At 69.9% G+C, this 23,084-nt stretch carries 20 protein-coding genes; 3 read left to right on the top strand and 17 right to left on the bottom strand.

Features of this window, described 5'->3' with window-relative positions:
- Nucleotide 1: 1 nt before the first annotated feature.
- Nucleotides 2–646, top strand: coding sequence for an aspartate/glutamate racemase family protein (locus tag ABD882_RS15690; protein WP_345188318.1), 645 nt, complete (start codon nt 2–4; stop codon nt 644–646).
- Here ABD882_RS15690 and ABD882_RS15685 read toward each other — a convergent pair.
- Both ABD882_RS15685 and ABD882_RS15680 read right to left on the bottom strand, forming a co-directional pair.
- Nucleotides 631–1,635 (bottom strand): sugar-binding transcriptional regulator, encoded by a 1,005-nt coding sequence (locus tag ABD882_RS15685; protein WP_345188317.1) that lies wholly within the window; start codon nt 1,633–1,635, stop codon nt 631–633. The genes ABD882_RS15690 and ABD882_RS15685 overlap by 16 nt on opposite strands.
- The gene (locus tag ABD882_RS15680) at nt 1,635–4,259 is read right to left on the bottom strand and encodes a family 78 glycoside hydrolase catalytic domain (protein WP_345188316.1); all 2,625 of its coding nucleotides are present in this window, start codon (nt 4,257–4,259) and stop codon (nt 1,635–1,637) included. The genes ABD882_RS15685 and ABD882_RS15680 overlap by 1 nt, the downstream gene beginning before the upstream one ends.
- A 26-nt stretch (nt 4,260–4,285) precedes the next feature.
- On the opposite strand from ABD882_RS15680, the gene ABD882_RS15675 reads away from it, so the two are divergent.
- Nucleotides 4,286–5,185: an NAD-dependent epimerase/dehydratase family protein gene (locus ABD882_RS15675; RefSeq protein WP_345188315.1), complete on the top strand. Its 900-nt coding sequence runs from the start codon at nt 4,286–4,288 to the stop codon at nt 5,183–5,185.
- Between the two features lie 31 nt (nt 5,186–5,216).
- Here the strand turns inward: ABD882_RS15675 and ABD882_RS15670 are convergent, their stop codons facing one another.
- From ABD882_RS15670 to ABD882_RS15640, 7 genes are read right to left on the bottom strand one after another with little or no spacing between them, the layout of a single operon-like run.
- Complete coding sequence (locus ABD882_RS15670; RefSeq protein WP_345188314.1) at nt 5,217–6,938, bottom strand: D-apionate lactonase family protein; 1,722 nt, start codon at nt 6,936–6,938, stop codon at nt 5,217–5,219.
- 16 nt (nt 6,939–6,954) lie between these two features.
- Nucleotides 6,955–7,815: a phosphogluconate dehydrogenase C-terminal domain-containing protein gene (locus ABD882_RS15665; RefSeq protein WP_345188313.1), complete on the bottom strand. Its 861-nt coding sequence runs from the start codon at nt 7,813–7,815 to the stop codon at nt 6,955–6,957.
- Nucleotides 7,812–8,606 carry a sugar phosphate isomerase/epimerase family protein gene (locus ABD882_RS15660; protein WP_345188312.1) on the bottom strand — a complete coding sequence of 265 codons (795 nt, stop codon included), beginning with the start codon at nt 8,604–8,606 and terminating at the stop codon, nt 7,812–7,814. The genes ABD882_RS15665 and ABD882_RS15660 overlap by 4 nt, the downstream gene beginning before the upstream one ends.
- Nucleotides 8,603–9,382, bottom strand: a complete 780-nt coding sequence (locus ABD882_RS15655) for a triose-phosphate isomerase family protein (RefSeq protein WP_345188311.1) — start codon at nt 9,380–9,382, stop codon at nt 8,603–8,605. The genes ABD882_RS15660 and ABD882_RS15655 overlap by 4 nt, the downstream gene beginning before the upstream one ends.
- Nucleotides 9,382–9,852 carry a ribose-5-phosphate isomerase gene (locus tag ABD882_RS15650; RefSeq protein ID WP_345188310.1) on the bottom strand — a complete coding sequence of 157 codons (471 nt, stop codon included), beginning with the start codon at nt 9,850–9,852 and terminating at the stop codon, nt 9,382–9,384. Before ABD882_RS15650 ends, ABD882_RS15655 begins: the two co-directional genes overlap by 1 nt.
- Entirely contained in the window at nt 9,845–11,617 is a 1,773-nt protein-coding gene (locus tag ABD882_RS15645; protein WP_345188309.1) for a dihydroxyacetone kinase family protein, read from the bottom strand. Before ABD882_RS15645 ends, ABD882_RS15650 begins: the two co-directional genes overlap by 8 nt.
- A complete protein-coding gene (locus ABD882_RS15640; RefSeq protein WP_345188475.1) occupies nt 11,614–12,885 on the bottom strand; it encodes an MFS transporter in 1,272 nt (423 codons plus the stop codon). The genes ABD882_RS15645 and ABD882_RS15640 overlap by 4 nt, the downstream gene beginning before the upstream one ends.
- Nucleotides 12,886–13,089: 204 nt before the next feature.
- Between ABD882_RS15640 and ABD882_RS15635 the strand changes: the two genes are divergently transcribed.
- The gene (locus tag ABD882_RS15635; protein WP_345188308.1) at nt 13,090–13,836 is read left to right on the top strand and encodes a FadR/GntR family transcriptional regulator; all 747 of its coding nucleotides are present in this window, start codon (nt 13,090–13,092) and stop codon (nt 13,834–13,836) included.
- Nucleotides 13,837–13,879: 43 nt separating this feature from the next.
- Here ABD882_RS15635 and ABD882_RS15630 read toward each other — a convergent pair whose 3' ends face one another.
- The 8 genes from ABD882_RS15630 to ABD882_RS15595 all read right to left on the bottom strand — a co-directional run bounded on the left by ABD882_RS15630 (nt 13,880) and on the right by ABD882_RS15595 (nt 23,024).
- Nucleotides 13,880–14,773, bottom strand: a complete 894-nt coding sequence (locus ABD882_RS15630) for a hypothetical protein (RefSeq protein WP_345188307.1) — start codon at nt 14,771–14,773, stop codon at nt 13,880–13,882.
- 281 nt (nt 14,774–15,054) lie between these two features.
- On the bottom strand, nt 15,055–15,897 hold the full coding sequence (locus ABD882_RS15625) for a tetratricopeptide repeat protein (protein ID WP_345188306.1): 843 nt from the start codon (nt 15,895–15,897) through the stop codon (nt 15,055–15,057).
- On the bottom strand, nt 15,894–16,949 hold the full coding sequence (locus ABD882_RS15620) for a vWA domain-containing protein (protein ID WP_345188305.1): 1,056 nt from the start codon (nt 16,947–16,949) through the stop codon (nt 15,894–15,896). Before ABD882_RS15620 ends, ABD882_RS15625 begins: the two co-directional genes overlap by 4 nt.
- Nucleotides 16,946–17,932: a VWA domain-containing protein gene (locus ABD882_RS15615; protein WP_345188304.1), complete on the bottom strand. Its 987-nt coding sequence runs from the start codon at nt 17,930–17,932 to the stop codon at nt 16,946–16,948. Before ABD882_RS15615 ends, ABD882_RS15620 begins: the two co-directional genes overlap by 4 nt.
- Complete coding sequence (locus tag ABD882_RS15610; RefSeq protein ID WP_345188303.1) at nt 17,923–18,414, bottom strand: hypothetical protein; 492 nt, start codon at nt 18,412–18,414, stop codon at nt 17,923–17,925. The genes ABD882_RS15615 and ABD882_RS15610 overlap by 10 nt, the downstream gene beginning before the upstream one ends.
- Nucleotides 18,398–19,393, bottom strand: a complete 996-nt coding sequence (locus tag ABD882_RS15605) for a DUF58 domain-containing protein (protein ID WP_345188302.1) — start codon at nt 19,391–19,393, stop codon at nt 18,398–18,400. Before ABD882_RS15605 ends, ABD882_RS15610 begins: the two co-directional genes overlap by 17 nt.
- Before the next feature lie 208 nt (nt 19,394–19,601).
- A complete protein-coding gene (locus ABD882_RS15600) occupies nt 19,602–20,567 on the bottom strand; it encodes an AAA family ATPase (RefSeq protein ID WP_345188301.1) in 966 nt (321 codons plus the stop codon).
- An 846-nt stretch (nt 20,568–21,413) separates the two neighbouring features.
- Entirely contained in the window at nt 21,414–23,024 is a 1,611-nt protein-coding gene (locus ABD882_RS15595) for a hypothetical protein (RefSeq protein WP_345188300.1), read from the bottom strand.
- Nucleotides 23,025–23,084: the final 60 nt, after the last annotated feature.

Below are 23,084 nucleotides of genomic sequence, written 5' to 3'. Positions count from 1 at the left end.
CATGACGCGGATCGCGTTCCTGCACACCGGCGCGGTGAACATCGCGCCGTTCGGAGAACTCGCGGGCGAGCTTCTGCCCGGGGTCACCGTCGTGAACTATCTCGATGATCGCATCGTCGCAGACCTCGGCGACGCCGATCGCGCGGCGTCCGTTCCGGAGCGGGTCAACGACCTCGTGCGTGCCGCCGCGGCAGGGGGAGCGGATGCCGTGATGCTCACCTGCTCTTCCATTTCCGAACTGGCCGAGCCCGCGGCCGCGGCGGCCGGCATCCCGGTGCTCCGCGTCGACGAGGCCATGGCGGACGCCGCCGTGCGCACCGGGCGACGGATCCGGGTCCTCGCGACGCTGGCCACGACGTGCCGTCCGACGATGGCACTGATCGAGGAGCGCGCCGCTCTCGCGAACGCCCAGCCCGAGCTGACCAGCGAAGTCATCGAGGGGGCGTTCGCGGCGGTGTCGACGGGCGACCGCGCCACGCACGATCGACTTGTCAGAGCCGCGATCGGACGGGCTGCGGCGCACGCAGACGTCGTGGTCCTCGCCCAGGCGTCGATGGCATCGGCCGCGGTCGACTTCCCCGTGGATGTGCCCGTGCTGGCCAGCCCGCGTCTCGGCGTCGAACGTCTCGCTCAGCGCGCGGGCTGAGCCGCCGACACGTCGGGGGCTCGATCGATGAGAGCCTCGGCGGTACGCACGTCGGTGACGAGGGCGTTGACCCAGCCACCGGCGATCGCACCGTGAACCGCCTCCAGTTTGCGCTCGCCGCCGGCCACGCCGACCCGTCGCGGGATGCGACGAAGGTCGGCGGCGGGGATCGCGATGATCCGGTCATCGAGCGCGCCGAGCACCGGCGAGCCATCCGCGCGGAAGATCCGATGGCAGATGTCGCCCACCGCGCCCTCGTCGATGAGGGAGGCGGTCTCCGCAGCGGAGAACGCATTGCCGCTGGACGCCAGCAGATCGGACGGCTCCACGCTGCCGATGCCCATGATGGCCATCGTCAGGTCGCGCCAGCGCAAGGTCACCTCGCCGAGCGCCCCGTCCAGAATGCTGTCGCGGATGTCGGGACCGGCCACGACCCCGGGTGCCTGCACGTAGACGGCTTCCGCTCCGAGCATGCGGGCGAGCTCACCCAGAAGTCGATTCGAGTGGCTCTGCACCTCGGCGACGCCGACTCCGCCGAGCAACTGCACGACATCGGTGGCGCCGCGGACGGTGAAGGGGCGCATGCGATCGACCATCGCGAGGAGGGTCTGACTCCACGACGAGATGCCGATGCGGTCGGCGCCCGCGAGGGTGGCCTCCAGGTATGCGGCCGCGCCGGCGCCGATCGCGGCGATGGTCTCGGAATCGTCCGCGTCGGGGCTGACGTCGACGACCACGGCCTCGGCGAGCCCGTACCGCTGCTCGAGCTTCTCCTCGATGTCGGCGTACAGGCCGGGAGCCACGGTGACCGTGGTGCGCACGATCCCGACGTCGACCGCCCGCTTGAGCAGACGCGACACCTTCGCCTGAGAGATGTTCAGCGCGGTGGCGATGTCGGCCTGGCGGACGCCGCGCTCATGGTACATCCGAGCGACCTTGGTGAGCAGGCGCACCTGCCCGTCCAACGGGCGTGCATGGCCTTGCGTCATCAGTGTTCCCTTCCAGGGTCGGCGACTACCCTAGCGCCTGCCACGACACGCACGTGCTCGCCGTGGCCCACGGTCTCGAGTTCCGAGCCGGGCAGGTCGATGGTCGCCGAGGAGCCCACGGGGACGGACATGGTCGCGTGCAGATCGTCCCCGTCCCAGCGCCACGATATCGCCGCGTCGCCGTACGGGGTCCTGTGCCGGGCCGCGGCGTGGGTGAGCCCGCCGCCCGGCCTCGGGGCGAAGCGGATCCGTCGGTACCCCGGGTCCTCCGCGGCGAGCCCCGCGACGACGCGGTACATCCAGTCGGCCACGGCGCCCAGTGCGTAGTGGTTGAAGGACGTCATCTTTCCCGGGTTGACCGTGCCGTCGGGCAGCAACGAGTCCCAGCGCTCCCAGACGGTGGTGGCCCCCATGTCCACCTGGTAGAGCCACGACGGACACTCCCGTTCGAGGAGGAGGGCGTATGCCGCCTCGATGTGGCCCGCTTCCGTCAATGCATCCGAGACGAGCGGCGTGCCCACGAACCCCGTGGCGATGCGATTCCCGGATTCCGCGACGAGGGTCGCGAGGCGGTCGCCCGCGGCCCGCCGTCGCTGCTCGTCCCCGATGAGTCCGAACCGCAGTCCGAGGGCGTACGCGGTCTGCGCGTCGCTCGTCATCGTGCCATCCGGCCGAACGTAGGCGTTCTCGAACGCCGCCGTGACCTCATCCGCGAGGGCTCCGTAGCGGTCGGCATCGTCCGCCCGCCCCAGCACCCCCGCCATGCGGGACAGGATCCGTGCGGAGTGCGCGAAGTAGGCCGTGGCGACGAGGTACCGGTCGGTGCGGCCGGCGGCCGGATCCTCCGGCGGTGCGGCAGGATCCAGCCAGTCGCCGAGCTGGAAGCCGGAGTCCCACAGTCGATCCGGTCCCGTGAGACGGGAGACGAGATCCACCCAGGCGCGCGCGCTGTCGAACTGATCGCGGAGCACCGCTTCGTCGCCGAACCGCTGGTAGAGCGTCCACGGGAGAAGCGTGGCGACATCGCCCCACGCGGCTCCAGGGCGCAGCGGGGTCCACTTGTCGACCGCCGGGATCACGGGGACGTACCAGGGCACCGTGCCGTCGGGCAGCTGCTCGACGGCGAGATCACGCAGCCACCCGGTGAGCATCCCCGACACGTCGAACAGGGTTGCTGCGGTGGGCCCGAACACCTGGATGTCACCCGTCCATCCGACGCGCTCGTCGCGCTGCGGGCAGTCGGTGGGAAGGTCGACGATGTTGCCCCGCATCCCCCACACGACGTTCTCGTGCAGCTGCTGCAGGGCAGGATCGGAGAGGGTCAGCCACCCCGTCCGCTCGAGATCGGTGTGGTAGACGCGCGCCGTGAGCGCCCCGGCGGCCGCGTCGGCGTCGAGGTCGCCGGGCCACCCCGTGATCTCGACGTACCGGAAGCCGTGGAACGTGAATCGCGGCTCCCATTCCTCGTGAGCCCTCCCGGCGAGGGTGTACGAGTCGCTCGACCGCGCGGACCGCAGCGGCCGCGTGTAGAGCTCTCCGTCCTGCAGGACCTCGGCGGTGCGCATCGTGACCGTGGTTCCGACCGGCCCCGACACGCGGATGCGCACGCGCCCGACCAGGTTCTGGCCGAAGTCGAGGATCCGCGTCCCGGAAGGAGAGGTGAGCACCGCGATCGGCGCCAGCTCCTGCGTGCAGCGGACGGGCGGGGCTGTCGGGGCGACGAGCGTCGCGGGATCGCGGTGACGCTCGGAGACGACGTCCCATCCGGCGTCGTCGAAGTCGGGCAGCGACCATCCGGTCTGCTCTTCCCGCGCGTCGTAGTCCTCGCCGTCGTAGATGCCGCTGCGAAGGATCGGGCCGGCCGCCGACCGCCAGGACCAATCCGTGCCGACGGTCTCGCGATGGCCATCGGAGTACAGGAGCTCCAGCTGTCCCAGGAAGGACTGGTCGTCGCCGTAGAGGTTGCGGAACCCCCCGTACCAGCCGAGGCGACCCCGGTACCAGCCGTCACCGAGCCAGGCGCCGATCGCGTTGCTGCCGGTCCGCAGCAGTGGAGTGACGTCGTAGGTGTAATAGCGCAGCCGGCGTCCGTACACGGTCCACCCGGGCGAAAGGGCGTCGTCACCGACGCGGTGCCCGTTGATCTCGGCCTCATAGAGCCCGTGCGCCGTCGCGTACAGGCGGGCGCTGACGAGTCCGTCGTGAACATCGAAGGCCCGGCGCACGAGGGAAGGCCGGCGCTCATCCGAGTGCGGGTCTTCGGTGCGAACGGCGCCGACCGGACGAGCGATCCAGTCCGACGGAACCAGCAACCCGACCTCCAGCCGCGTGGGCGCCGAAGGCTCGGACCAGATCCCGTCCGCCCCCTGTACGCAGACGCGCACCGAGGCGATGTCGCGTGAGCGCAGGGGGTCACCCGGCCAGGGAACCAGGATCTGCTCGGCCGAGGAGACCTCGTGCTGCTCCCCGCGGCCGTCCCGGTCCACGAGCAGTCGGTAAGAGACCTGCCGCCATCCGGCGGGCGCGACCGCGACGGACCACGACACACGAGGGGTGCTCTCCCCGATGCCGAAGGGGCGGCGATGGTGCTCCAGGCGCGGTGCGTCGACGCTGACGAGGGACATGTACTCTCATTTTCTTGCAGATGTGTATGGTTATTCATATCCTAGCAACGGTCGCGTGGATGCGGCCAGTCCCGGAGGGAGCAGCCATGATCATCGGCGTCACCGGAAGCGGAGGAAAACTCGGACGCGCGACGGTCGAGAGACTCAGATCCGACGGTCATCGAGTGATCGGGTTCGATGTCGCGGGGCCGGCCGGTCCCGGCTTCACCCGCGTCGATCTCACCGATTTCGGCCAGACGATCGATGCGCTGTCATCGATCACCGCTCGTCATGATGGTCTCGACGCACTCGTGCACCTCGCCGCGATCCCCGTCAACGGCATCGTCCCGGACGCGGCGACCTTCCACAACAACACGACGGCGAGCTTCAACGTCCTCTTCGCCGCCTACCGGGCTGGCATCAAGACGGTCGTCACCGCATCCAGCATCACCGCGATGGGGTTCCCGTTCGACCAGGCTCCGCCCTCACTGCCCGTCGACGAGACTTTCACACGCGCGCACAACACGTACGGGCTGGGGAAGGTCGCCGAGGAGGCGATCGCGGCGCAGCTGGTCGGCTGGACCGAAGGCATGTCGATCACGGCGCTGCGCTTCACGAACGTCGTGGCTGCGGATGAGTACTCCACCTTCGATCGCGCCGGCGACGTCGACTACCGCCGCGATCTCCTCGGATCCTGGATCGACGCGCGAGACGGCGCCGCCGCGATCGCACTCGCGCTCGGTGCGGCGGAGCCGGGGTTCGAGGTCTACGTCGTCGCCGCGCCGGAGTCGGGGTCCCGGCATCCCTCGCGGGAGCTTGCGTCCCGCTGGTTCCCCGGGACGCCGGTCGCCGATGATCTCGGCGAGTACGAGTCGCTGCTGTCCACGCGCAAGATCCAGGAGCGGTTGGGCTTCCGCGCAGAGCACGACTGGCGACGCGCCGGATGAGGTGAGGCGATTCGTGCGCTGATCGCCCGCATCACGCCCTGCGCGTCGACCAGCTTCCGGCAGGGAGCTCGGCCGACAGGTCCGTGCGGGGGGTGCGCACCGTGATCGCGCGCTCGCGGCGATCGACGTTCGCGACCAGGATCGTCTCGGTGCCGTCCGGCAGGAGGCCTCCGATCGCCCACACCAGCCCGTCCGGGCTGGCGCCGTGCAGCAGACGCGCGCCGCGGAGGGCGTCCAGGGCGCGGACGGCATCCGCGACGGCGCGATCCGCCCCGTCCGACGAACGCACGCCGCGCGGGCCCCACTCTTCGAAGAATGCGATGCTCGCGGTCCCCGGCACGGCGAGTGCCGCCGCGGACGCGATCGTCCACGCGGCGAGCTCGGGGGCATCCTGGCGCTCATCGTCGGCGTCGATCAGCGCGGGTCCGTATCCGTCACGCAGGTCGGCGTGGGCCGGCATCGGCGGGGGTGTCGTCGCGGCGTCGTTGAACCGGGGACGGAGCGCGATCGGGCCGACGTGCACGGGAAGCGCTCCCGCGAGCCGGACCGCCTGCTCCACGATGAGCCGCTGCATCGCGAGCGACTCGACGAGCTGCTCCGTTCCGCGCGCATGGAACAGCGGCGTGGTGCTGAAGACGAGACCGTCGAGGTCGTCCGGCAGGCGGTGGCGCTCCCGGTTCAGCTCGGTGAAGTGCGAGCGCGCCCCGCCGACGATGGGAATGGTCTCACCCGCCGCGGCCAGCGCACGTCGGAGCAGATCGACCGCGGCCGCGTCGGACACGTGCCGCGCATCGCCGGACCGCTGGAATGCAGCCACCCGCCGCACGTCGAGGTCCCGCAGGGCGCCGGCCGCGGCGAAGAGCGCGTCGGGGTCGTCGTCGGCGAGGACGAACCTGACGTCGAGCGGTTGCCCGGAGCGCGCGGCACGGTCGAGCGCGGCGTGCCAGGCGGAGGAGGCCAGGTCGAGCTCCACGAGCACGGCCGCGCCGAGACGGTCGGCGACAGGAGCGGGATCCGGCGCGGTCGCGGCGCCCACCACGATGTCCGGGAACACGCCGCTCTCCGCGAGGGTGATCGTGCCGGACCCTGCCGGGGTGCTGGCCGCGACGACAGCCGCGCGCATCTCGACGCTCTGGCGGATCCGAGATCCCGCGGCGAGCCGGTAGGGGAAGGGAAGGGCGAGCGGACGACTGTACGTCTTGAAGGACGCATCGCTCCAGTTGCGCTGGTCCTCCATCTCGAAGACGTCGCCGGAGAACCGCAGATCGACGGCCAGCCCGTCCACGATCCAGCCGAGTCCGGCGATGTCGAACGCCGGCTGGTGCGCACTGATCTCAGCGGGGAATTCCGAGTGCTCGACCGGGCCGCTCGCGTGGATGACCTCGAGGGGACATCCGGCCACTCCCGCCGGATGCAGGACGACGAGTCCCGTGCGATTGGTGTCGACGTCCGCAGCGGTCTCGAGGTCCAAGCTCACGCGCAGGGCGCTCGTCGCATCGACCTCGACGTGGACGCTTCCTCGCAGGTCGAAGCCGAGCTCCGTGGTTCGCACATGCAGGGTCGCTGTGGTCGCGGTGGAGTCGATCCGGTCGACCGTGAAGGCAGCGGTGGCCCACTCCCGATCGCGGACCACGGCGCGGATGCTGCGCAGCGCCACCCGTCCCTCGTAGGCGATGTCGGCGAGCTCGTCGTCGCGCAGATCGAGAGACCACGGGCCACTGCGCCACGCGGGCCATGCGGTGTGCCAGGTCATGTCAGAGCAACGCTCCTCAGCGCTCGATGTGGTCCAGGTGCAGCATCCGCGCGAGGTTCTTGTCGAGCTCGTCATCGCGGAAGATCTTCTTCCAATCCTCCTTGATGATGCTCTCACGGCCGTAGTCCATCGCGATGAGGCAGGCATCCGAGAACGGGTTGTCACCCCGGAGGCCGTTGGCGAGGGCCACCTGCGTGTGGCCGAGGAGGATGCTGCGCGCGGCTGCCTCCGGCACGCCCATGGTGTTGACCGTCTCCTGCAGCGCCTCGTTCAGGAGCGCGCCGATCATGCACGCGACCGTCTCCACCAGGGTGGGCTCGAGCTGGGCGAGCTGCTTGATGGTGACGAAATGCACATCGATCACCGGGGCGTAGATCGCGCGCACCGTCGCCTCGACGGTCGCCCGCTTCGCAGGCTCGTCGGACTCGACCGCGGCGATCGCGTCCTGCGGCGCCGCGATGCCGCCGAACGTGTCGGCATACTCCTCAGGGGTGGTGCGCTGCAGGAAGATCGAGGGATGGCACGGATGTGCGACCGCGCGCACGACGTCATCGCGGTCGGTGAGCAATCCCGCGTACGCGGCAGCCGGGTCGAGGGTCAGCGCGATCGCGCCCGCGCGCATCTGCGGGACGAGCTCCGCGGTCACGGCCTGGAGGGCCAGGTCCGGCACGGCGAAGACGACGATGTCCGCGTCGGCGACCGCGGTCGCCGCATCCGTCAGCTCCCGCCCCGCATCGCGCGTACGCTGCTGGCCCGCGGGTGAGTTCTCGACGTACGAGACCACATGATCGGTCCGGACCAGGTTGTCGGACACGCGCATGCCCATCTTGCCGCCCGCGCCGATCACGGCGATGCGGTAGAGATCCGTGCTGATCATTTCGTGCTCCTCAGGTATTCCAGGGTCGTGCGGGTCCATTCCCGCTCCGTTCGGATGGTGGTCTCGGCGTCGCCCTGCCAGCTCAGCCAGTGCTCGACGATCTCGTCGACACCGCGGTCGCGGGGCTGAACGGCGTCGAGCAGGTGCCGGTAGTCGTGCAGCCCGGCGCCCATCGGGGCGCCCCCGTAGGTGAAGCCCACCCAGCCAGGCTGCCGGGCGAAGGCGAAGTCCTTCGCGTGCACGTTCTTGACCAGGCCAGCGGTCAGCTCGACGCAGTCCCTCGGGAGTTCGAGCCGCGCGACCACGTTCGCCGGATCCAGGCACACGCCGAGCCGGTCGCTGCCGATCCTGTCGATGAGGGCGACCAGATCGCCGGTGGCGACCTGCTCGTAGGTCTCGAGGGCGAGGGTCACACCGGCCGCCTCGTATCTCGGCAGCATGCCGCGCAGCCAGTCCTCCGCCTGACCGGGAGTCGGTCTCGAGTCGGGTCCGTACAGCATGCTGCGCACGAGGCCCGCATCGAAGACGCCGGCGAGATCGAGATAGCGGTGCAGGCGATCGGGCTCGATCCCCTTCGTCCCGAGCTGGACGTGAACACCCAGGTCGCGTGCCGCAGCGGCGGCATCCTCGAGCTCGTGCGCGTCCATCTCGTCCAGCGGCGCGTAGTCGCAGATCTGGAACAGGTCGACGTCGAGTTCCCGGGTCGCCTCGAACGCGCCCACCAGCGACAGCGGCTCCGGCACCAGGTCGGAGTGCTGCCAGAAGAACGCATAGGTGCCGAGGCCGATCACGACGGGACGCTTTCGCGGGCCGACGCGAGGGCCGATGCTTCATCGAGCACGGCGACGAGTGCGTCGAGCTCGTGCGCGAATCGACCGAGAAACAACCCGTCGACATCGTGGCCGACTCGGCCGAGGAGTCCCGGCCCTGCGGAGCCGCCGTAGATCACCGCGCTGCCCGCGCGGGCGGGATCCGCGGCCAGGGCCACGCGCAGTGCGCGCGTCGTGGCGCGGATGTGCTCGTCGTCGGCGGGTTCGGATGCGCCGATCGCCCACACCGGCTCATACGCGACGATGACGGGTCCGGCCGGCACGCCGGCCAGTGCGTGCGAAAGCTGCGCCACATTCGCGAGCGCGGCAGCGGATCCCGGCAGCCGCTCGGACTCGCCGATGCAGAGCACCGGCGTGATGCCGTTCGCGATGGCAGCCGAGGCCTTTCGAGCGGTCACGATGTCCGTCTCGCCGAAGAAGCGGCGCCGCTCGGCATGGCCGATCTCGGCGAGCGAGACGCCGGCCTCGGCGAGATCCTCGGCGGTGACCTCGCCGGTATAGGGGCCGCGAGGGAACTCCGACACGTCCTGGGCCCCCACCAGCACGGGCGTCCCACGGAACGCCGTCAACGCCGGCAGCACCTGCAGATACGTCGGGACGACGAACAGCCGCACGCGACCCGCGGCGACCGCCGGATGCACGGACGATCGTCGTGCGAGCTCGGCGAACCACGCCTGCGCCCGCTCCTGCCCGAAGTACGCCTTGAGGCTCACGCCGACGGTGACCGGGGGTGTCATCAGCAGGTGCCGGAGCTCTCGTACTCGCCGATCGCGGCGACCTTGGCGGCCGACGCGGATGCGGGGTCGAAGCGGTACGTCAGCCACTCGCGCACGAGACGCCGGGCCACTTCGATGCCGATGACCCGCTGGCCCATCGTGAGGATCTGCGCGTCATTGGAGAGCACGCCGCGCTCCACCGAGAAGGAATCGTGCGCGGTGACGGCACGGATGCCGGGCACCTTGTTCGCCGCGATCGCGACTCCGAGACCGGTGCCGCACACGAGCAGCGCGCGATCCGCGGTGCCGTCGGCGACGCGCTGCGCCGCAGCGATCGCCACCTTGGGGTACGGGGTGTGTCCGTCGGCATCGACCCCGACATCGATCACCGACGCGACGCCGGGATTCAGCTCCAGATCCTTCTTGAGGATCTCCTTGTAGTCGTATCCGGCGTCATCCGCGCCGATCACGATGCGCAGGGGCTCAGCCATGTGCGTTCTCCTTCTTGGCGTCTTCCGACGTCTTCTCCGCAGCGAGCAGCGTGCCCACGGCGGTCACGATCAAAGCGAGGGATACGGCTCCGGGATCGGGGGTTCCCAGGCTGTGGGCACCGTGCGTCCTGGCGCGCCCCATCCGGGGGAGCAGATCAGCGGTCGCGGCCGCGGCGCGGGTCGCCGCCTCCGCCGCCGTGAGCCATGCGTCGACGAAGCCCGATCCGCCCGCGAGTTCCTCGGAGAGGGTCGTGCTGAACGGGACGAGGGCGTCGACGAGCGTCTTGTCGCCGACGACGGCCTTGCCGTACGCGGTCACGCCCGCGGATCCGGCTGCGACGCCCGCTGCGATCGATGAGGCCGCAGGTGCGCCCTGATCGCCGAGCTGCGCGGCCAGGGCGGACAGGATCACGCCCCACAATGCTCCCGAGGTGCCGCCGGCCTTGTCCGACCAGGCATCGGCCGCATGCTCGAGCGTGGTGGCCGCACCCGCCCCGCTCGCCACAGCGGTGACGGCCGCATCGAGGGCGGCGTGCGAGCCGCGCTGCATGCCGATGCCGTGATCGCCGTCTCCGGCGATGGCGTCGAGGCGGCCCAGCTCTTCGACGTGCGCATCGATGGTGGCGGCAACCGTGCGCACCGCGGCGAGCACGGTGCGGGCGGCCGCGTGCGAGGCATCGTCCCCTGGCGCGATCTCGGCGGCCTCCGCCACCGCGGCCTCCGCCACGGCGGCGGCCGCCTCGCCCCGCTCTCTCGGCGCGATCGTGCCGCGGCGGTAGGCGGGCGTCTCCACCGGGGTCTGCCAGAGCGTCTCGAGCTCGTCGTCCAGCCAGAACAGAGTGAGCGACCCGCCGGCCATGTCGAAGCTCGTGCAGTACTCGCCGACGTGCGGATCGATGATCTCAAGCCCGGCGGCTCGCAGCAGGTTCGCCACTCGCCGGTACACGACGAACAGCTCCTCGTACTTCAGGGAGCCGAGACCGTTCAGGATCGGCACGATCCGCGCGCCGGCGGTCGCCACGCCTTCGGGGATCTCGGCGAGCACCCGGGACACGAGCAACTCGGCGAGCCCGTCCGCCGTGGGGATGCCGGCCTCGTCGATGCCGGGCTCGCCGTGGATCCCGAGGCCGATCGCCATCCGCCCCGTGGGGACGGTGAACAGCGGCTGGGCGGCTCCCGGGAGCGTGCATCCCGTGAATGCGACGCCGATCGAGCGCGTGCGCTCATTGGCGCGCGCGGCGACCCTGGTCACCTCGTCGAGGTCGTAGCCGGCTTCGGCCGCTGCGGCGGCGATCCGGAAGACGGTGAGGTCCCCCGCGATGCCGCGGCGCCGGTGCCGCTCCGTCGCCGGTGCGCTGCTGATGTCGTCCGTCACGGTGACCGTCTCGCAGGCGATGCCGTCGGCGCGGAGCCGCTCCTGCGCCGCATCGAAGTTGAGGACGTCGCCGGCGTAGTTGCCGTAGCTGAAGAAGACGCCGCCGCCGTTGTCCGCGGCCTGGGCGACCGCATGGATCTGCTGCGCGGACGGCGAGGCGAAGAGGTTGCCCATCGCGGCGCCGTGGGCGAGCCCCGGGCCGACCAGTCCGCCGAACGCCGGGTAATGGCCGGAGCCGCCGCCGATCACGACCGCGACCTCGCGGGCGGGGCTCGCACTGCTGCGCACGACTCCGCCCGGGACCCGCCGCACGTGACGTTCGTTCGCGGCGACGAAGCCGTCGATCATCTCGTCGGCGAAATCGGCCGGGTCGTTCCAGAGGCGCGTCATCGCTGGTGCTCCTCGACGAGCGGCATGGGAGCGTCACTGCGGAGACGGCGATCCTGTCGGGCGAGCAACACCATCAGCACGGCCGACAGCAGCATGAATCCGCCGACGATCACCATCGGCACCTGGTAGCCCCCGGTCCAGTCGTGCACGGCGCCGGTGATGTAGGGGGCGCTGAACCCGGCCAGGTTGCCGACCGTGTTGATGAGCGCCACGCCGGCGGCGGCGGCGATGCCGGTCAGGAAGCGCGTGGGAAGCGTCCAGAAGTTCGGAAGTGCCGCGAAGATCGCGCACGCGGTGATCGTGATCACCGTGATCGTGGCCGCGGGTGAACCGGTGAACAGTGCGAGCGGGATGGAGACGGCGCCGGCCACCGCCGGAATGACGATGTGCCATGTCTTGAGCCCGCGGCGGGACGCGCTGCGTGACCAGAAATACATGACGACAGCCGCCGGCAGATAGGGGATGGCGGTGATCAGCCCCTTCTGGAAGACATCGAATGTCGTGCCGAACTGCTTCTGGAATCCGTCGATGATCGTCGGCAGGAAGAAGGCCAGCGCATACAGTCCGTAGATGAAGCCGAAGTAGATGAACGACAGCATCCAGACTCGGCCGCTCGAGAAGGCGAGCCACACGGAGGGGTGCTTCTCGCGGGTCTCCGTCTGGGCGGTCTCCTTCTCGAGAGCAGTGGTCAGCCAGGATTGCTCCTCAGCGGTGAGCCACTTCGCGTCGGCGGGCCTGTCCTTCAGGTAGAACCACGCGATGACGCCGATGACGATCGCGGGGATCGCGACACCGAGATACATGAAGCGCCATCCCTCCAGCCCGAACACGCTGTGCTGCTGGATGAGCCAGGCGGCGAACGGTGCACCGATGACGGTCGTGAGCGGCTGCGCCAGGTAGAAGAGCATGAGGATGCGTCCGCGATGCCGCGAGGGCACCCAGAGGCTCAGGAAGAGGATCGCGCCGGGGAAGAACCCGGCCTCCGCGACACCCAGGAGGAAGCGGAGCGCGACGAGCTGCTCGACGTTCTGCACCCACGTGAACAGCAGAGCGACGATGCCCCAGCTGACCATGATCCGCGCGAGCCAGCGGCGGGCGCCGAACTTGTGCAGAGCGAGGTTCGAGGGCACCTCCAGCAGGATGTAGCCGATGAAGAAGACGCCGGAGGCGAAACCGAACTGCGCGGCGGAGAGCCCGAGATCCTGATTCATCCCGTTGGGGGCGGCGAACCCGATCGCGGTGCGGTCCAGATAGTTGATGAAGAACATCAACGCGACGAAAGGGACGAGACGGATGGCGATCTTGCGGATCGCGGACTGCCCCACAGGTGGGGTGAGGGCGTCGGGTAAGTCCACGGTGACTCCTGATATCGGCGGTGATCGAATGCGCCTCGGAGGACGCGTAACTCATTTTGGCAAACCGGTTGACCAATTGCAAGACCTTGACTGCTTTTCTTCCGATAGGTTGTGCGCATGCCCGCGTTCTCCGACTCGTCCGCTGAGATCGCGGCCGCGCTCGACGCCCTGCCCAGTGGCACACCGGCGTCGGAGGTCGCGCGCCGGCTGCTCGACCTCTTCACGAGCGGATCCATCGCCGCCGGAACCCGCCTGCCGCCGGAGCGGCAACTCTCTACCACCCTCGGGGTGGGTCGATCGGCCGTGCGGGAGGCACTCGCCGCCCTCGAGATCCTCGGCATCGTTGACGTGCGTCCCGGCTCCGGAACCTATCTGCGGGGAGCCGCCAGCGAACTGCTGCCGCAGACTCTGCGCTGGGGTCTGCTCATCGGACGCCAGAGCACCACCGAGTTGCTGGAACTCCGCTCCGGCCTGGAGATCTACGTCGCGAGGCTTGCGGCAGCGCGCGCCGACGACCGCGCACGTGCCGAGCTCGGGCGGCACCTTGAGACGATGCGAGCCAATCTGCAGGATCTCAGGGCGTTCGCGCGTGCCGATCTGGAGTTCCACGGGACGCTCGCCGTGTCGGCACGGAACACGACTCTCGTCGATCAGCTCCACGTCGTGCGGTCGTTGCTGCAGGTGTACTCCGATCGCGCCGTGCACGATGAGCAAGGAGCGCGGACAGCCCTCGCGGAGCACGAGGCCATCCACCGTGCGATCCTCGCCGCCGATGAAGACGGTGCCGCGTCCGCCATGGCCGTCCACATGGCCACGGCATCCACGCGGCTTCAGGCGGAGACGAAGCCCGCCATCACGCCGTGACACCGCAGGGCGGGGATCCGACAAGGGCGGGCGTCGTGACGGATCAGGGGTACTTCGAGAGCGCCTTCTTGAACGCGTCGACCTTCGAGGCGCTGAGCATGTAGCGTCCGACCACCGCGAGCTGCAGGCCCTCGAGCGGCTCGCCGGTGCGCTGCGAGGTCTGCTCTCTCGAGGCGCGGTACTGCCCGCTCGCATCGTTGGCGAGGTCGGTCATGGTCGCGTAGAACCAGCCCGGATCCGGCTGCTCGTCGCTGAACCACTCCCAGTCGACCTGGGTCTGCGGGGTCGCCCCGCCGTACATCTTCGGGATCACGCTGGGATCGACTCCGCTGGCCGGGTCGTTGAACGCGATCATGCCGCGCCAGCCATGCTGCGCGATGATCGCATCGATGGTCCGCATGACCTCGAGCTTGTGCGCGTAGCCGGTGACGGGCTGCGTGGTCGCCCACACCGGCGAGGCGTATCGCACGAGCATCGACTCCCCGCCGTAGCCGTTGCGCTCCGGGCGATCCTGCGCGTCGCTGACCTTGACCCAGGTGAAGCCGTACTCGGCGGTGAGCCGGGTGCGGATGTCGGTCATGGTCTCGTCGGCGATCGTCTGCAGCTGCTCGAGCGACTGCTGCGTCAGGAACCGGTTCGGATCCTTGTCCTTGATGCCCGGATACGCCTCCCAGAGCTTCTGCTTGTCGGTCTTGTGGCCGGCGTAGGATCCCGTCGCCGCCACGCGCACCGCGGTCAGCGCGCCCAGCGTGCCGACGTTCAGCACCAGGGCGACGGTGAGCGCGGCGGCGCCCAGCGTGCGGCCGCCCCGGGTCGCGAGGGCCGCGACGACGAGGCCGACCACCACGAGCTGCAGCACGAGCATGGTCGCGCCGAAGAACGCGTCGGCGTTGCCGACCGCGAGCAGGATCAGCATCACGATGGCGAACGCGATCACGGCGCCCAGGGCGACCCAGCCGAGGAGGCTCCGCTTCGGTCCGGTCGCTGAGCCATCTGGGGTCGTTGAGCGAGGACGGAGCGCCAGCGACGACGGAGACGAAACGCGGTTCTCCGCGGGAAACCACGTTTCGTCTCGCGCCTCCTTCGTCGGTGCTCGCTCAACGACCCCCACCGGCACCTGGCCGAGCAGGGCGCGGCGCGCGCCGCGGTAGCCGCCGGGGGGTGGGACGGGCGGGGCGCCGGCCGAGTCGGAAACGTATCGGGGCGGATCGCTGCGCTCTACCATGGCTTGTCCGTTCCGGTGCTGCCGCCGTTGTCGGTGCCGTCCTTCTGGTTCTGCTGACGATCCTGCTCGCCCTGCTGCAGCTTCTTCTGCAGGTCGTCGAGCTTGCCCGGATCGGGCTGCGGCTGCGGCTGCTGCGGAGGGTCGTTCTTGCCCTGGTCGGGGTTCTGTTGCTGCTGTTCCTGCTGCTTCTGCTTCAGACGGTCCTGCTGATCCTTGTTCGACTGGCTCATGTCGCGCTGCGGATCCGGGGACTGCTGCTGGGCCTGTGTGCTGTCGCACTCCTTGGGCTTGTCGGCGTTGATCTGCAGGGCCTGCGCGTAGTACTCGAGCGCGGTCGTCGGATCCTGCTTGTCGGCCGCCGCATCGCCCTCGCGCTCGAGCACCAGGGCGAGGTTGAAGCGCACCGCGCACACCTCGAGGCCGTGCGCGAGCTTCAGCGACTCCTCGAACTTCTTCTGCCCGGCGGCGAGCTTGCCGGAGTCGGCCAGGCCCACGCCCTGATCGAACGGCGCCTTGTACGGCTCGAACCAGTTCGCCGGGTTCAGACCCTCCGCGGCCGCGACCGATCCGCTGTAGTCGCCCGCGACATACGCGGTGATCGACTGGTACGCGAAGGCGTACAGGCTCACGAGCTTGCCGACGAACAGGACGGCGACGAGCAGCAGCGGCAGCGATCCCCACGCGATCCAGCGGCGGATCGTGCGGCGGCGCCGGTTCGCGGCGCGCAGCCGTGCGAGAGCCTCAAGGGCCGAGGGGGCCTCAGGGGCCGAAGCGGTGGCGGAACCAGAGCGATCCGAGATGGACGGATCCGCGGGGGAGGTCAGCGCGTGCGTCATGAGTCACCGCCGGATGTCGTGGCGGCCGTCGCAGGTGCCTCGGACACCGAGAGCCCGCGCATGCGCACGATGAGCACCGTGGCCCGGGCGATCTCGACGAGCAGCAGCGCCACGACGACGAGAGCGACGATCCAGGACAGGTCGGTCGGCTGGGTGAGCGGGTCGTTCTCGCGGTAAGCCGTGGTCGAGCTCGGCGCGGGCGGGAACACGGCCTTCTGCTTCGCGGTGCGGTGCTGGTAGGTCACGCCGAGCTCGCTCGCGATCTTCTGCAGGTTCTTCTCGTCGATCCTGCTCAGCGCGTCGGATCCCTGGTACTGGATGTAGCCGCCGCCCGAGCCCGCCGAGGGGGCGCCGAGCGCGCCCGTGGTCTCGCGCATGGGCCCGCCCTCGGTCGTGCCGTAGCCGAGCACCCCGCCGCCCGACGCGTACTTCTTGGCGTCGGCGAACGACTCGGGATCGCTCGACACGGTCTGCTCGCCGTCGCCGAGGTAGAACACCAGGCGCGCGCGATCCGGCGAGGCCTTCTGCGCGTTCTGCAGCGTCTGCGCGACGAGCTGGTGGGCGATGCCGATCGAGCTGCCCTTGGACTGCCGGGTCACCTCGGGCTGCAGCACGTCCACGGCCGAGACGAGGGCTCCGCTGTCGGTGGTCATCGGCAGCCGCAGCACGGGCGTGGCGTCGAACGTGATCAGCGCGAACCGGGCGCCGGGATAGGCGGCGATGATCGCCCGCACGTCCTGGCGGACGCCGTCCATGCGCGGATCCTTGCCGTTCCAGTCCTCGGCGACCATGCTCGCGGTGGTGTCGACCGCGATCAGCACGTCGGTGGCCGAGGCGAGCGTGCGCACCTGACCGCCGGGCACGCCGGGACGCAGCAGCAGGATCCCGCAGGCGAGCACCAGCGCGACCCGGAGCGCCCAGATCGCGGGGCCGCCGGATCCGCCCCCGTTCGTCCGGCGGATCGCGCGCACCAGCATCCACACGGCGGCGCCGAGCACGGGAAGCACGAGCAGGATCGCCAGGAACGGCGCGATGACGGGTTGCAGGATCACAGGCGCACCCTCCACAGCAGCACGACGAAGCCGAGCGCGAGCACGATCAGCGCGGCGATCCACAGTTGCGGCACGTCGGTCCAGATGACCGTGGACTGGCCTTTGAGCTGCGACGCCTCCTGCTTCTGCACCTCGGTGATGATGTCGCTCACGGTCGTGGTCGCGCGCAGCGCGTAGGCCTTGCCGCCGGTGGTCGTGGCGGCGTCCGCGAGGGTCTTGCTGTTGGGCAGGTCCACTCCGTCGACCGGGTTGATCGTGTAGATGCGGATCTTCTTCGAGGCCGCGTAGTCGGCGGCCTCGGCCAGCGTCACGATCGGGGATCCGTTCAGCTCGTTGTCGGTGGCGAGGATGATCGAGCGCGCGCGCTGCTGGTCGGCGTGATCGAACCGGAGCACGCACGAGGCGAGCCCGTCGCCGATCAGTGAGGCCCCGACGCCGTTCATCGTGCCGACCCACTGCTCCGGCACCGTGGTCGAGTAGTCGAAGCCCTTCATCAGGCTGCGCAGATGATCCTGGATGAACGCGTAGTCGTCGGTCAGCGGGAAGACCTGCACGGCGGAGCTGTTGAAGATCGTCAGGCCGATCCGCTCGCCTTTGAAGCCGTCGGCGAGCTTGTCGAAGATCGACACGATCTCCTTGTCGACGTCGGTCATGGACCCGGAGACGTCCAGGCACAGCATGATGTCGCGATTCGTCGAGACGGGCTGGATCGTCCGCTGCGCCACGGGACGGGCGGCGACCACGCCGCCGAGCGCGACCGCGAGGATCCCGAGCGCGACGATGCCCGCGAGCGCAGCCTGACGCCGGCGGACGGCGCGACGGAACGCGGGCAGGGCACGGATCCGCTCGGCCCGGGAGATCGGAGCCCCCGCAGCGGAGGAGCCGGTGCCGCGGCCGCGCAGGCCGAGCAGCACCCCGACGACGATCGCGACGACGAGCGCGCCGAGCACGGCGTACAGGATCCAGGCGTTGGTCAGTACCACGTGGTCACCACCGTGCGGGCGGCCGCGGCGCCGACGAGCGGGTCGATCGGAGCGGTGCGCCGGAAGATGCTCGGGTAGTAGTTGCGCCCGATCGCGTCGATGAGCGCGGGGTGCACGCCCATGCGCACCAGGTCGTCGAGGGCCAGCACGGGCGCCTCGATGCCGCTGTACTCGTTCACGAATCTGCGCACCGTGTGGCTGAGATCGAGATGGGCGCGCCGGGCGTCGGTCGCGCCTGCGCGGTAGTCGGCCTCGATCTCTGCGATCGCGGCCAGGTACTCCTGGCGGAGGAGGGTCGCCACGTCGGCGGTCAGGCCCGGCAGCGGAGCCGGCGCCGACGCGACCGCGAGCGCGCGCCGCGGGCGGGTCAGCACGATGACGAGCCAGGCGATCCCGGCGATCAGCACCAGCACGCCGATCGCGAGCAGGGCCCAGCCCCAGCCGTACTGGGCGGGCGGGTAGAGCTCATCCGTGCCGGACATGCGACCTCGCATCCAGCATCTCGAGCAGCGCGCCGACGGCCTCGTCGTGTTCGGCGAGGGCGACGTGCGTGATCTCGAGCTTGCGCAGCAGCGTCTCGGTGCGCGCGGTCTCGGCGGCGTCGGCGGCGTGCAGTTCGGCGGCGAGCTCGGCGTCGCCCTGCAGGAACTCCGGGATCGCCCAGTGCGACGCGACGTCGCGGCGGGCGCGCTGTGGGGTGGCCGGCCCGGTCCGCTCGGTCTCTGAGCCTGTCGAAGGGCCCCCGGTCCCTTCGGTCCCTGAGCCTGTCGAAGGGCCCCGGCGCCGCCCTGCCCGCGCCGGCGCCGTCTCGAGCACCGGCTCGGCGTCGCGCAGCGTGATCCACAGCACGTCGTGCTGCACGCGCAGGCGGCGCAGCAGCCGCTCGGTCTCGGCGCTGACGGGAGTGTCGTCGGTGAGCACGACCACGATCATGCGCCGGGCGATCGTGCGGGCGACATAGGAGAGCAGCTTGTCGCGGTCGCTCGGCGCCGAGGCGTTGTCGACGGCGCGATCGATCGTGCGCAGCGTGTGCTCGAGGGCCGCCTCCGAACGACCGATCTGCCGGCGTCCGACGGATTCGGAATCACCGCTGACCAGGCAGAAATCGTCACCGTGTCGGAGTGCGAGCAGGCCCAGCACGCCGACCGTGAGGATCGCGAGATCCTTCTTCGGCTTCTCGTCGTGCGCGAGAGCGGTCATGGACAGCCCGGTGTCGACCGCGAACAGCACCGTGTGCATGCGGGTGGCGAGCGAGCGGCGCACCACGGCGGATCCGAGCCGGGCCGTCGCCTTCCAGTCGATGTCGCGGATCTGGTCGCCGTACTCGTAGCCGCGCAGGTCGTCGAAGTCGAGGCTGTGGCCGCGCAGCAGCGACGCGTACGCGCCGTCGAGCGCATGCGTCGACCGGCGCGACGACTGGATGAAGAGCTTGCCCTTCACCGGTGTCAGCAGGCTGGCCATGGTGTCTCTCCCGTCGCCGGCGACCCCGCGCGTTCCGCCATCGCTCTCGCCGGAGATGGAAAACGTCGCCCGACTGCGCGTCCGGGGTGCGAAATCCATCCCTGAGCCGAACGGCTGGCGCGGCGGGGATGGAAAGGGTCGCTCGCCAGCGACCCGGAGAGGCGTAAGCCATCTCCGACTCGGACGGGGTGGGCGTACCGGGTCATGGTCAGGGGGTCGGGACGGCGCCGAACACGGCGTCGATGATGTCTTCGCTGCGCACGTTCTCGGCCTCGGCCTCGAAGGTCAGCAGCACGCGGTGCCGGAGCACGAGGTGGCGGAGGCTCCGCACGTCCTCGGGGATCACGTATGAGCGTCCCGCCAGCAGCGCGAGCGCGCGCGACGCCTGCAGGAAGGCGATGGATCCGCGCGGGCTGGCGCCGTACTTGATGTAGCCGCCGAGCGTCTCGCCGATGTAGGGGACGGGGTTTCGTGTGACGTACACGAGCGACACGATGTAGTTGCGGATCGCCGGATCCACGTAGACGCGGGAGGAGATGTCCTGCAGTTGCTCGACGTCGGCGAGCGAGATCGTCGTCGTCGCATGCCGATCCGGATCCAGGGCTCCGGAGTCGATGCGCGCGAGCACCTCGAGCTCGTCGGCCGGGCTCGGATACTCGACGATCTCCTTGAGCAGGAAGCGGTCCATCTGCGCCTCGGGCAGCTCGTACGTGCCCTCCTGCTCGATCGGGTTCTGCGTCGCGATCACCAGGAACGGCCGCGGCACCCGGTGCACCTCGCCGCCGATCGTGGTCTGCCGCTCCTGCATCGCCTCGAGCATCGCCGACTGCGTCTTGGCGCTCGAGCGGTTGATCTCGTCGAGCAGCACGAAGTTCGCATGCACCGGCCCGAGCACGGTGCGGAAGGTGCCGCTGGCCGCGTCGTAGATCTGCGTGCCGGTGATGTCGCTCGGCAGCAGGTCGGGCGTGCACTGGATGCGCTTGAAGTCGGCCTTGACCGTGTCAGCGAGGGTGCTCGCGGCCGTGGTCTTGGCGAGGCCGGGAACCGACTCGAGCAGGATGTGCCCGCCGGCCATGAGTGCGAGCAGCAGGCTCGTGCGCAGGCGCTCCTGCCCGACCATGCGCGTGGAGTACGCGGTGGAGACGGCGCCGAGGATCTCCCGCGCGCGAGCCATCTCAGCCTCGCTCGGAGCAGGCTTGGCCGGGGTCGCGGTCGCGGCCGGCGCGGCGGTTCCTGAGCCGGTCGGGGTCCCTGAGCCTGTCCCTGAGCCTGTGCCGGTCCCTGAGCCTGTCGAAGGGCCCGCCACCGGTGCGCCCCCCACAGGTGCGCCCGCCACCGGTGCGCCCCCCACAGGTGCGCCCGCCACTGGTGCCGGCGGCCTTGGTGGCGCAGGCGGCATCACGGGCGCAGCGGTGAAGCTCCCTGCAGGCGGTGCAGGCGGGTTCACGCCGGGGGTGCCGGGGTACTGCGGCGCGGCGTCGTCGGTCTGGCTCACGTGAGGATCCCCCTGATTCCGGCCGCCCGTGAACGGCCTCTGACAGCGTAACCGCCGCCCCTGACCACGATGGGTCGGATGGGCAGTCCTGCCCATCCGACCCATCTTCCGGTCAGTGATCCGGGGGCGATCCACCGACGTCCGCGAGTGCACGGGTTGCCGTCGAGCGCACCGGGAAATCACGTCAACAGGCCGTGCGCTCGGAAACAAGCCGTGCACTCGGCGCTGCGGGAGACTGCCCTCGTGTGCCCTTCCGCGCCAGCCGGCAGGGAGCCTGCTCAGATCACGCCGGTCAGGCCAGGATCGGCGGAAGTTCGAGATCCCCGGTGATCGACCAGACCTCGGTGATGAGATCGCCGCGCGTCGTCGAGGCGCTCCACCAGAGCTTCGACACGTGGTGCGAGACGGATCCGGCCAGCTCCTCGGGGAGCGCCGCGTTGCCGTACCGTATCCGAGATGTCCATCTCTGCCTCCGGCAGGGAGTGATTGCCGTGGAGTCCTTGCCGATGGTGGCGAACCTCGTGGCTAGGCGTGCCTCACCAGCCACGAATCCGCGCCGAGATGCGACAACGCGCGGGAACTGAGCTGGAGTCGGACATCTGCCCAGAGCCGCGCGACGGACTCGTCGAATTCGCTCGGGGTCAGCAGCCCCTCCTCGACGGCGTCCTCGTCGGCGATCAGACCCCCCAGCAGCACCATCTCCGGCGTCGCTTCACGGGCGAGCGCAGTGAGGAGGTGATGCCTCTGCGTCGTATCCAGTTCCTGATGTCCGCGCACGGCGCTGAGCGCGAATGCCCACCGCCACTGCGACGCCGACGGCGCACTGTGACCGCGCAGCGTCAGGATCTCCCCGATCGCGCCGTCGATGTCGACGGATCGCGCCGAGCGATCCTCGCAGAGTTCGATGAGTGTGCACAGCGGGAGGTCCAGCTCAGCCTCGGCCGTCGGCAGCCAGCGCAGCGAGGCCACTCCCAGCCCGTCTCGATCGTGTGCGTCACCTGCGTATCGGATCAGGGCGCGGAGCCACGCCACTTCCCGAGACGCCCTCGCGCCCCCATCCCGACCGCGCTCGATCTCGCGGGGAGCACTGGATGTCAGCAGAAGATACGACTCCCCGTCGTAGACCGAGACGAGTATCGCGACCACCGCGTCGACGACGACGTTGCGCACGTGCTCATCCACCAGTCCACGTCGACTCAGCCCCAATTCCTCGGGCGTCCCTCTGCACACGAATGCGTTCAGTGGAAAGCCGGACGAGACGTGCAACAGGCGGATGCCTGCGTCGTCGCTTGCGGACAGGGCTGCCCAACGCAGCACGCGATCTTCGACGAAGGCCAGATCGCCGATCAGTCCGGAGTCGCTTGTGCGTGCGAACTCGTCTTCCACGATCAAGGTCGTCACGCCCGTCGATGCCATCGCAATGAGGACTTCGCTTGCCGTCTGGTCCGATTCGCCCGCAGACAGCCCGCGACTGCGATTATCGAGAGTGGAGTCGGTGAACTGCTCTCGGGTGAGCACCGCTGCAGCATCCATCTCCTCAAGACGCCGAACGAGAGCCGATGAAACGGCGGATCCCTGCGACAACGACGCGCGCGCCCACGCGGCAGCGGCGTCAGGGTCTACAGCGCGCACATCCCCCATCGTCGAGGGCCTCAGGGGATCGACCCCTGCGGCGGGCGCGCGAGGCGCGGCTCGCAGCGTCGGAGGAGGCGATGTGACGATGCCGTTCTGCGCGCGCCAGCTGTCGAAACGCACGAAAGACTTCAGCGTTCCGATGGGGACGAAGACGTGGCGCGCCGAAAGCTGTGTCAGATGCTCCGACGCGAGGGCCCGAGATCGTCTCCGCGCGCGAGTCCAGAGCGTCAGCACAAGAACCGTCACGCAGAAGTAGGCGATGACGAGCCCGACCAGGATCGGCCTGTAGCTCTGCGGGCCGGCGATCATCACGATCGCACCGCCCAGTGCCCCGGTGAAGAACGCGAGCGGCGTGAGCAATCTGACGAACATCCACAGCATGACCTCGCGCCAACGCTGCTCCGCCGCGGTGGGACCGATCCGATCCGACCACGCGGTTACCGTCGGTGCCTTTCTCGTCCGCCACCACGGTGCTGGCAGCCTCCTCGTCGCTCCCGGCACCGGCGATCCTTCCTTCGAGCCCGCTTCGGGCGACTGTGCGATCGCCGCCGCCGACCCGGA

The sequence above is a fragment of the Microbacterium panaciterrae genome (genome assembly GCF_039541635.1).
In the GTDB taxonomy this organism is placed as follows: domain Bacteria; phylum Actinomycetota; class Actinomycetes; order Actinomycetales; family Microbacteriaceae; genus Microbacterium; species Microbacterium panaciterrae.
Note: the sequence above shows the minus strand (reverse complement) of the source record. Positions and strands in the feature narration are given on the sequence as shown.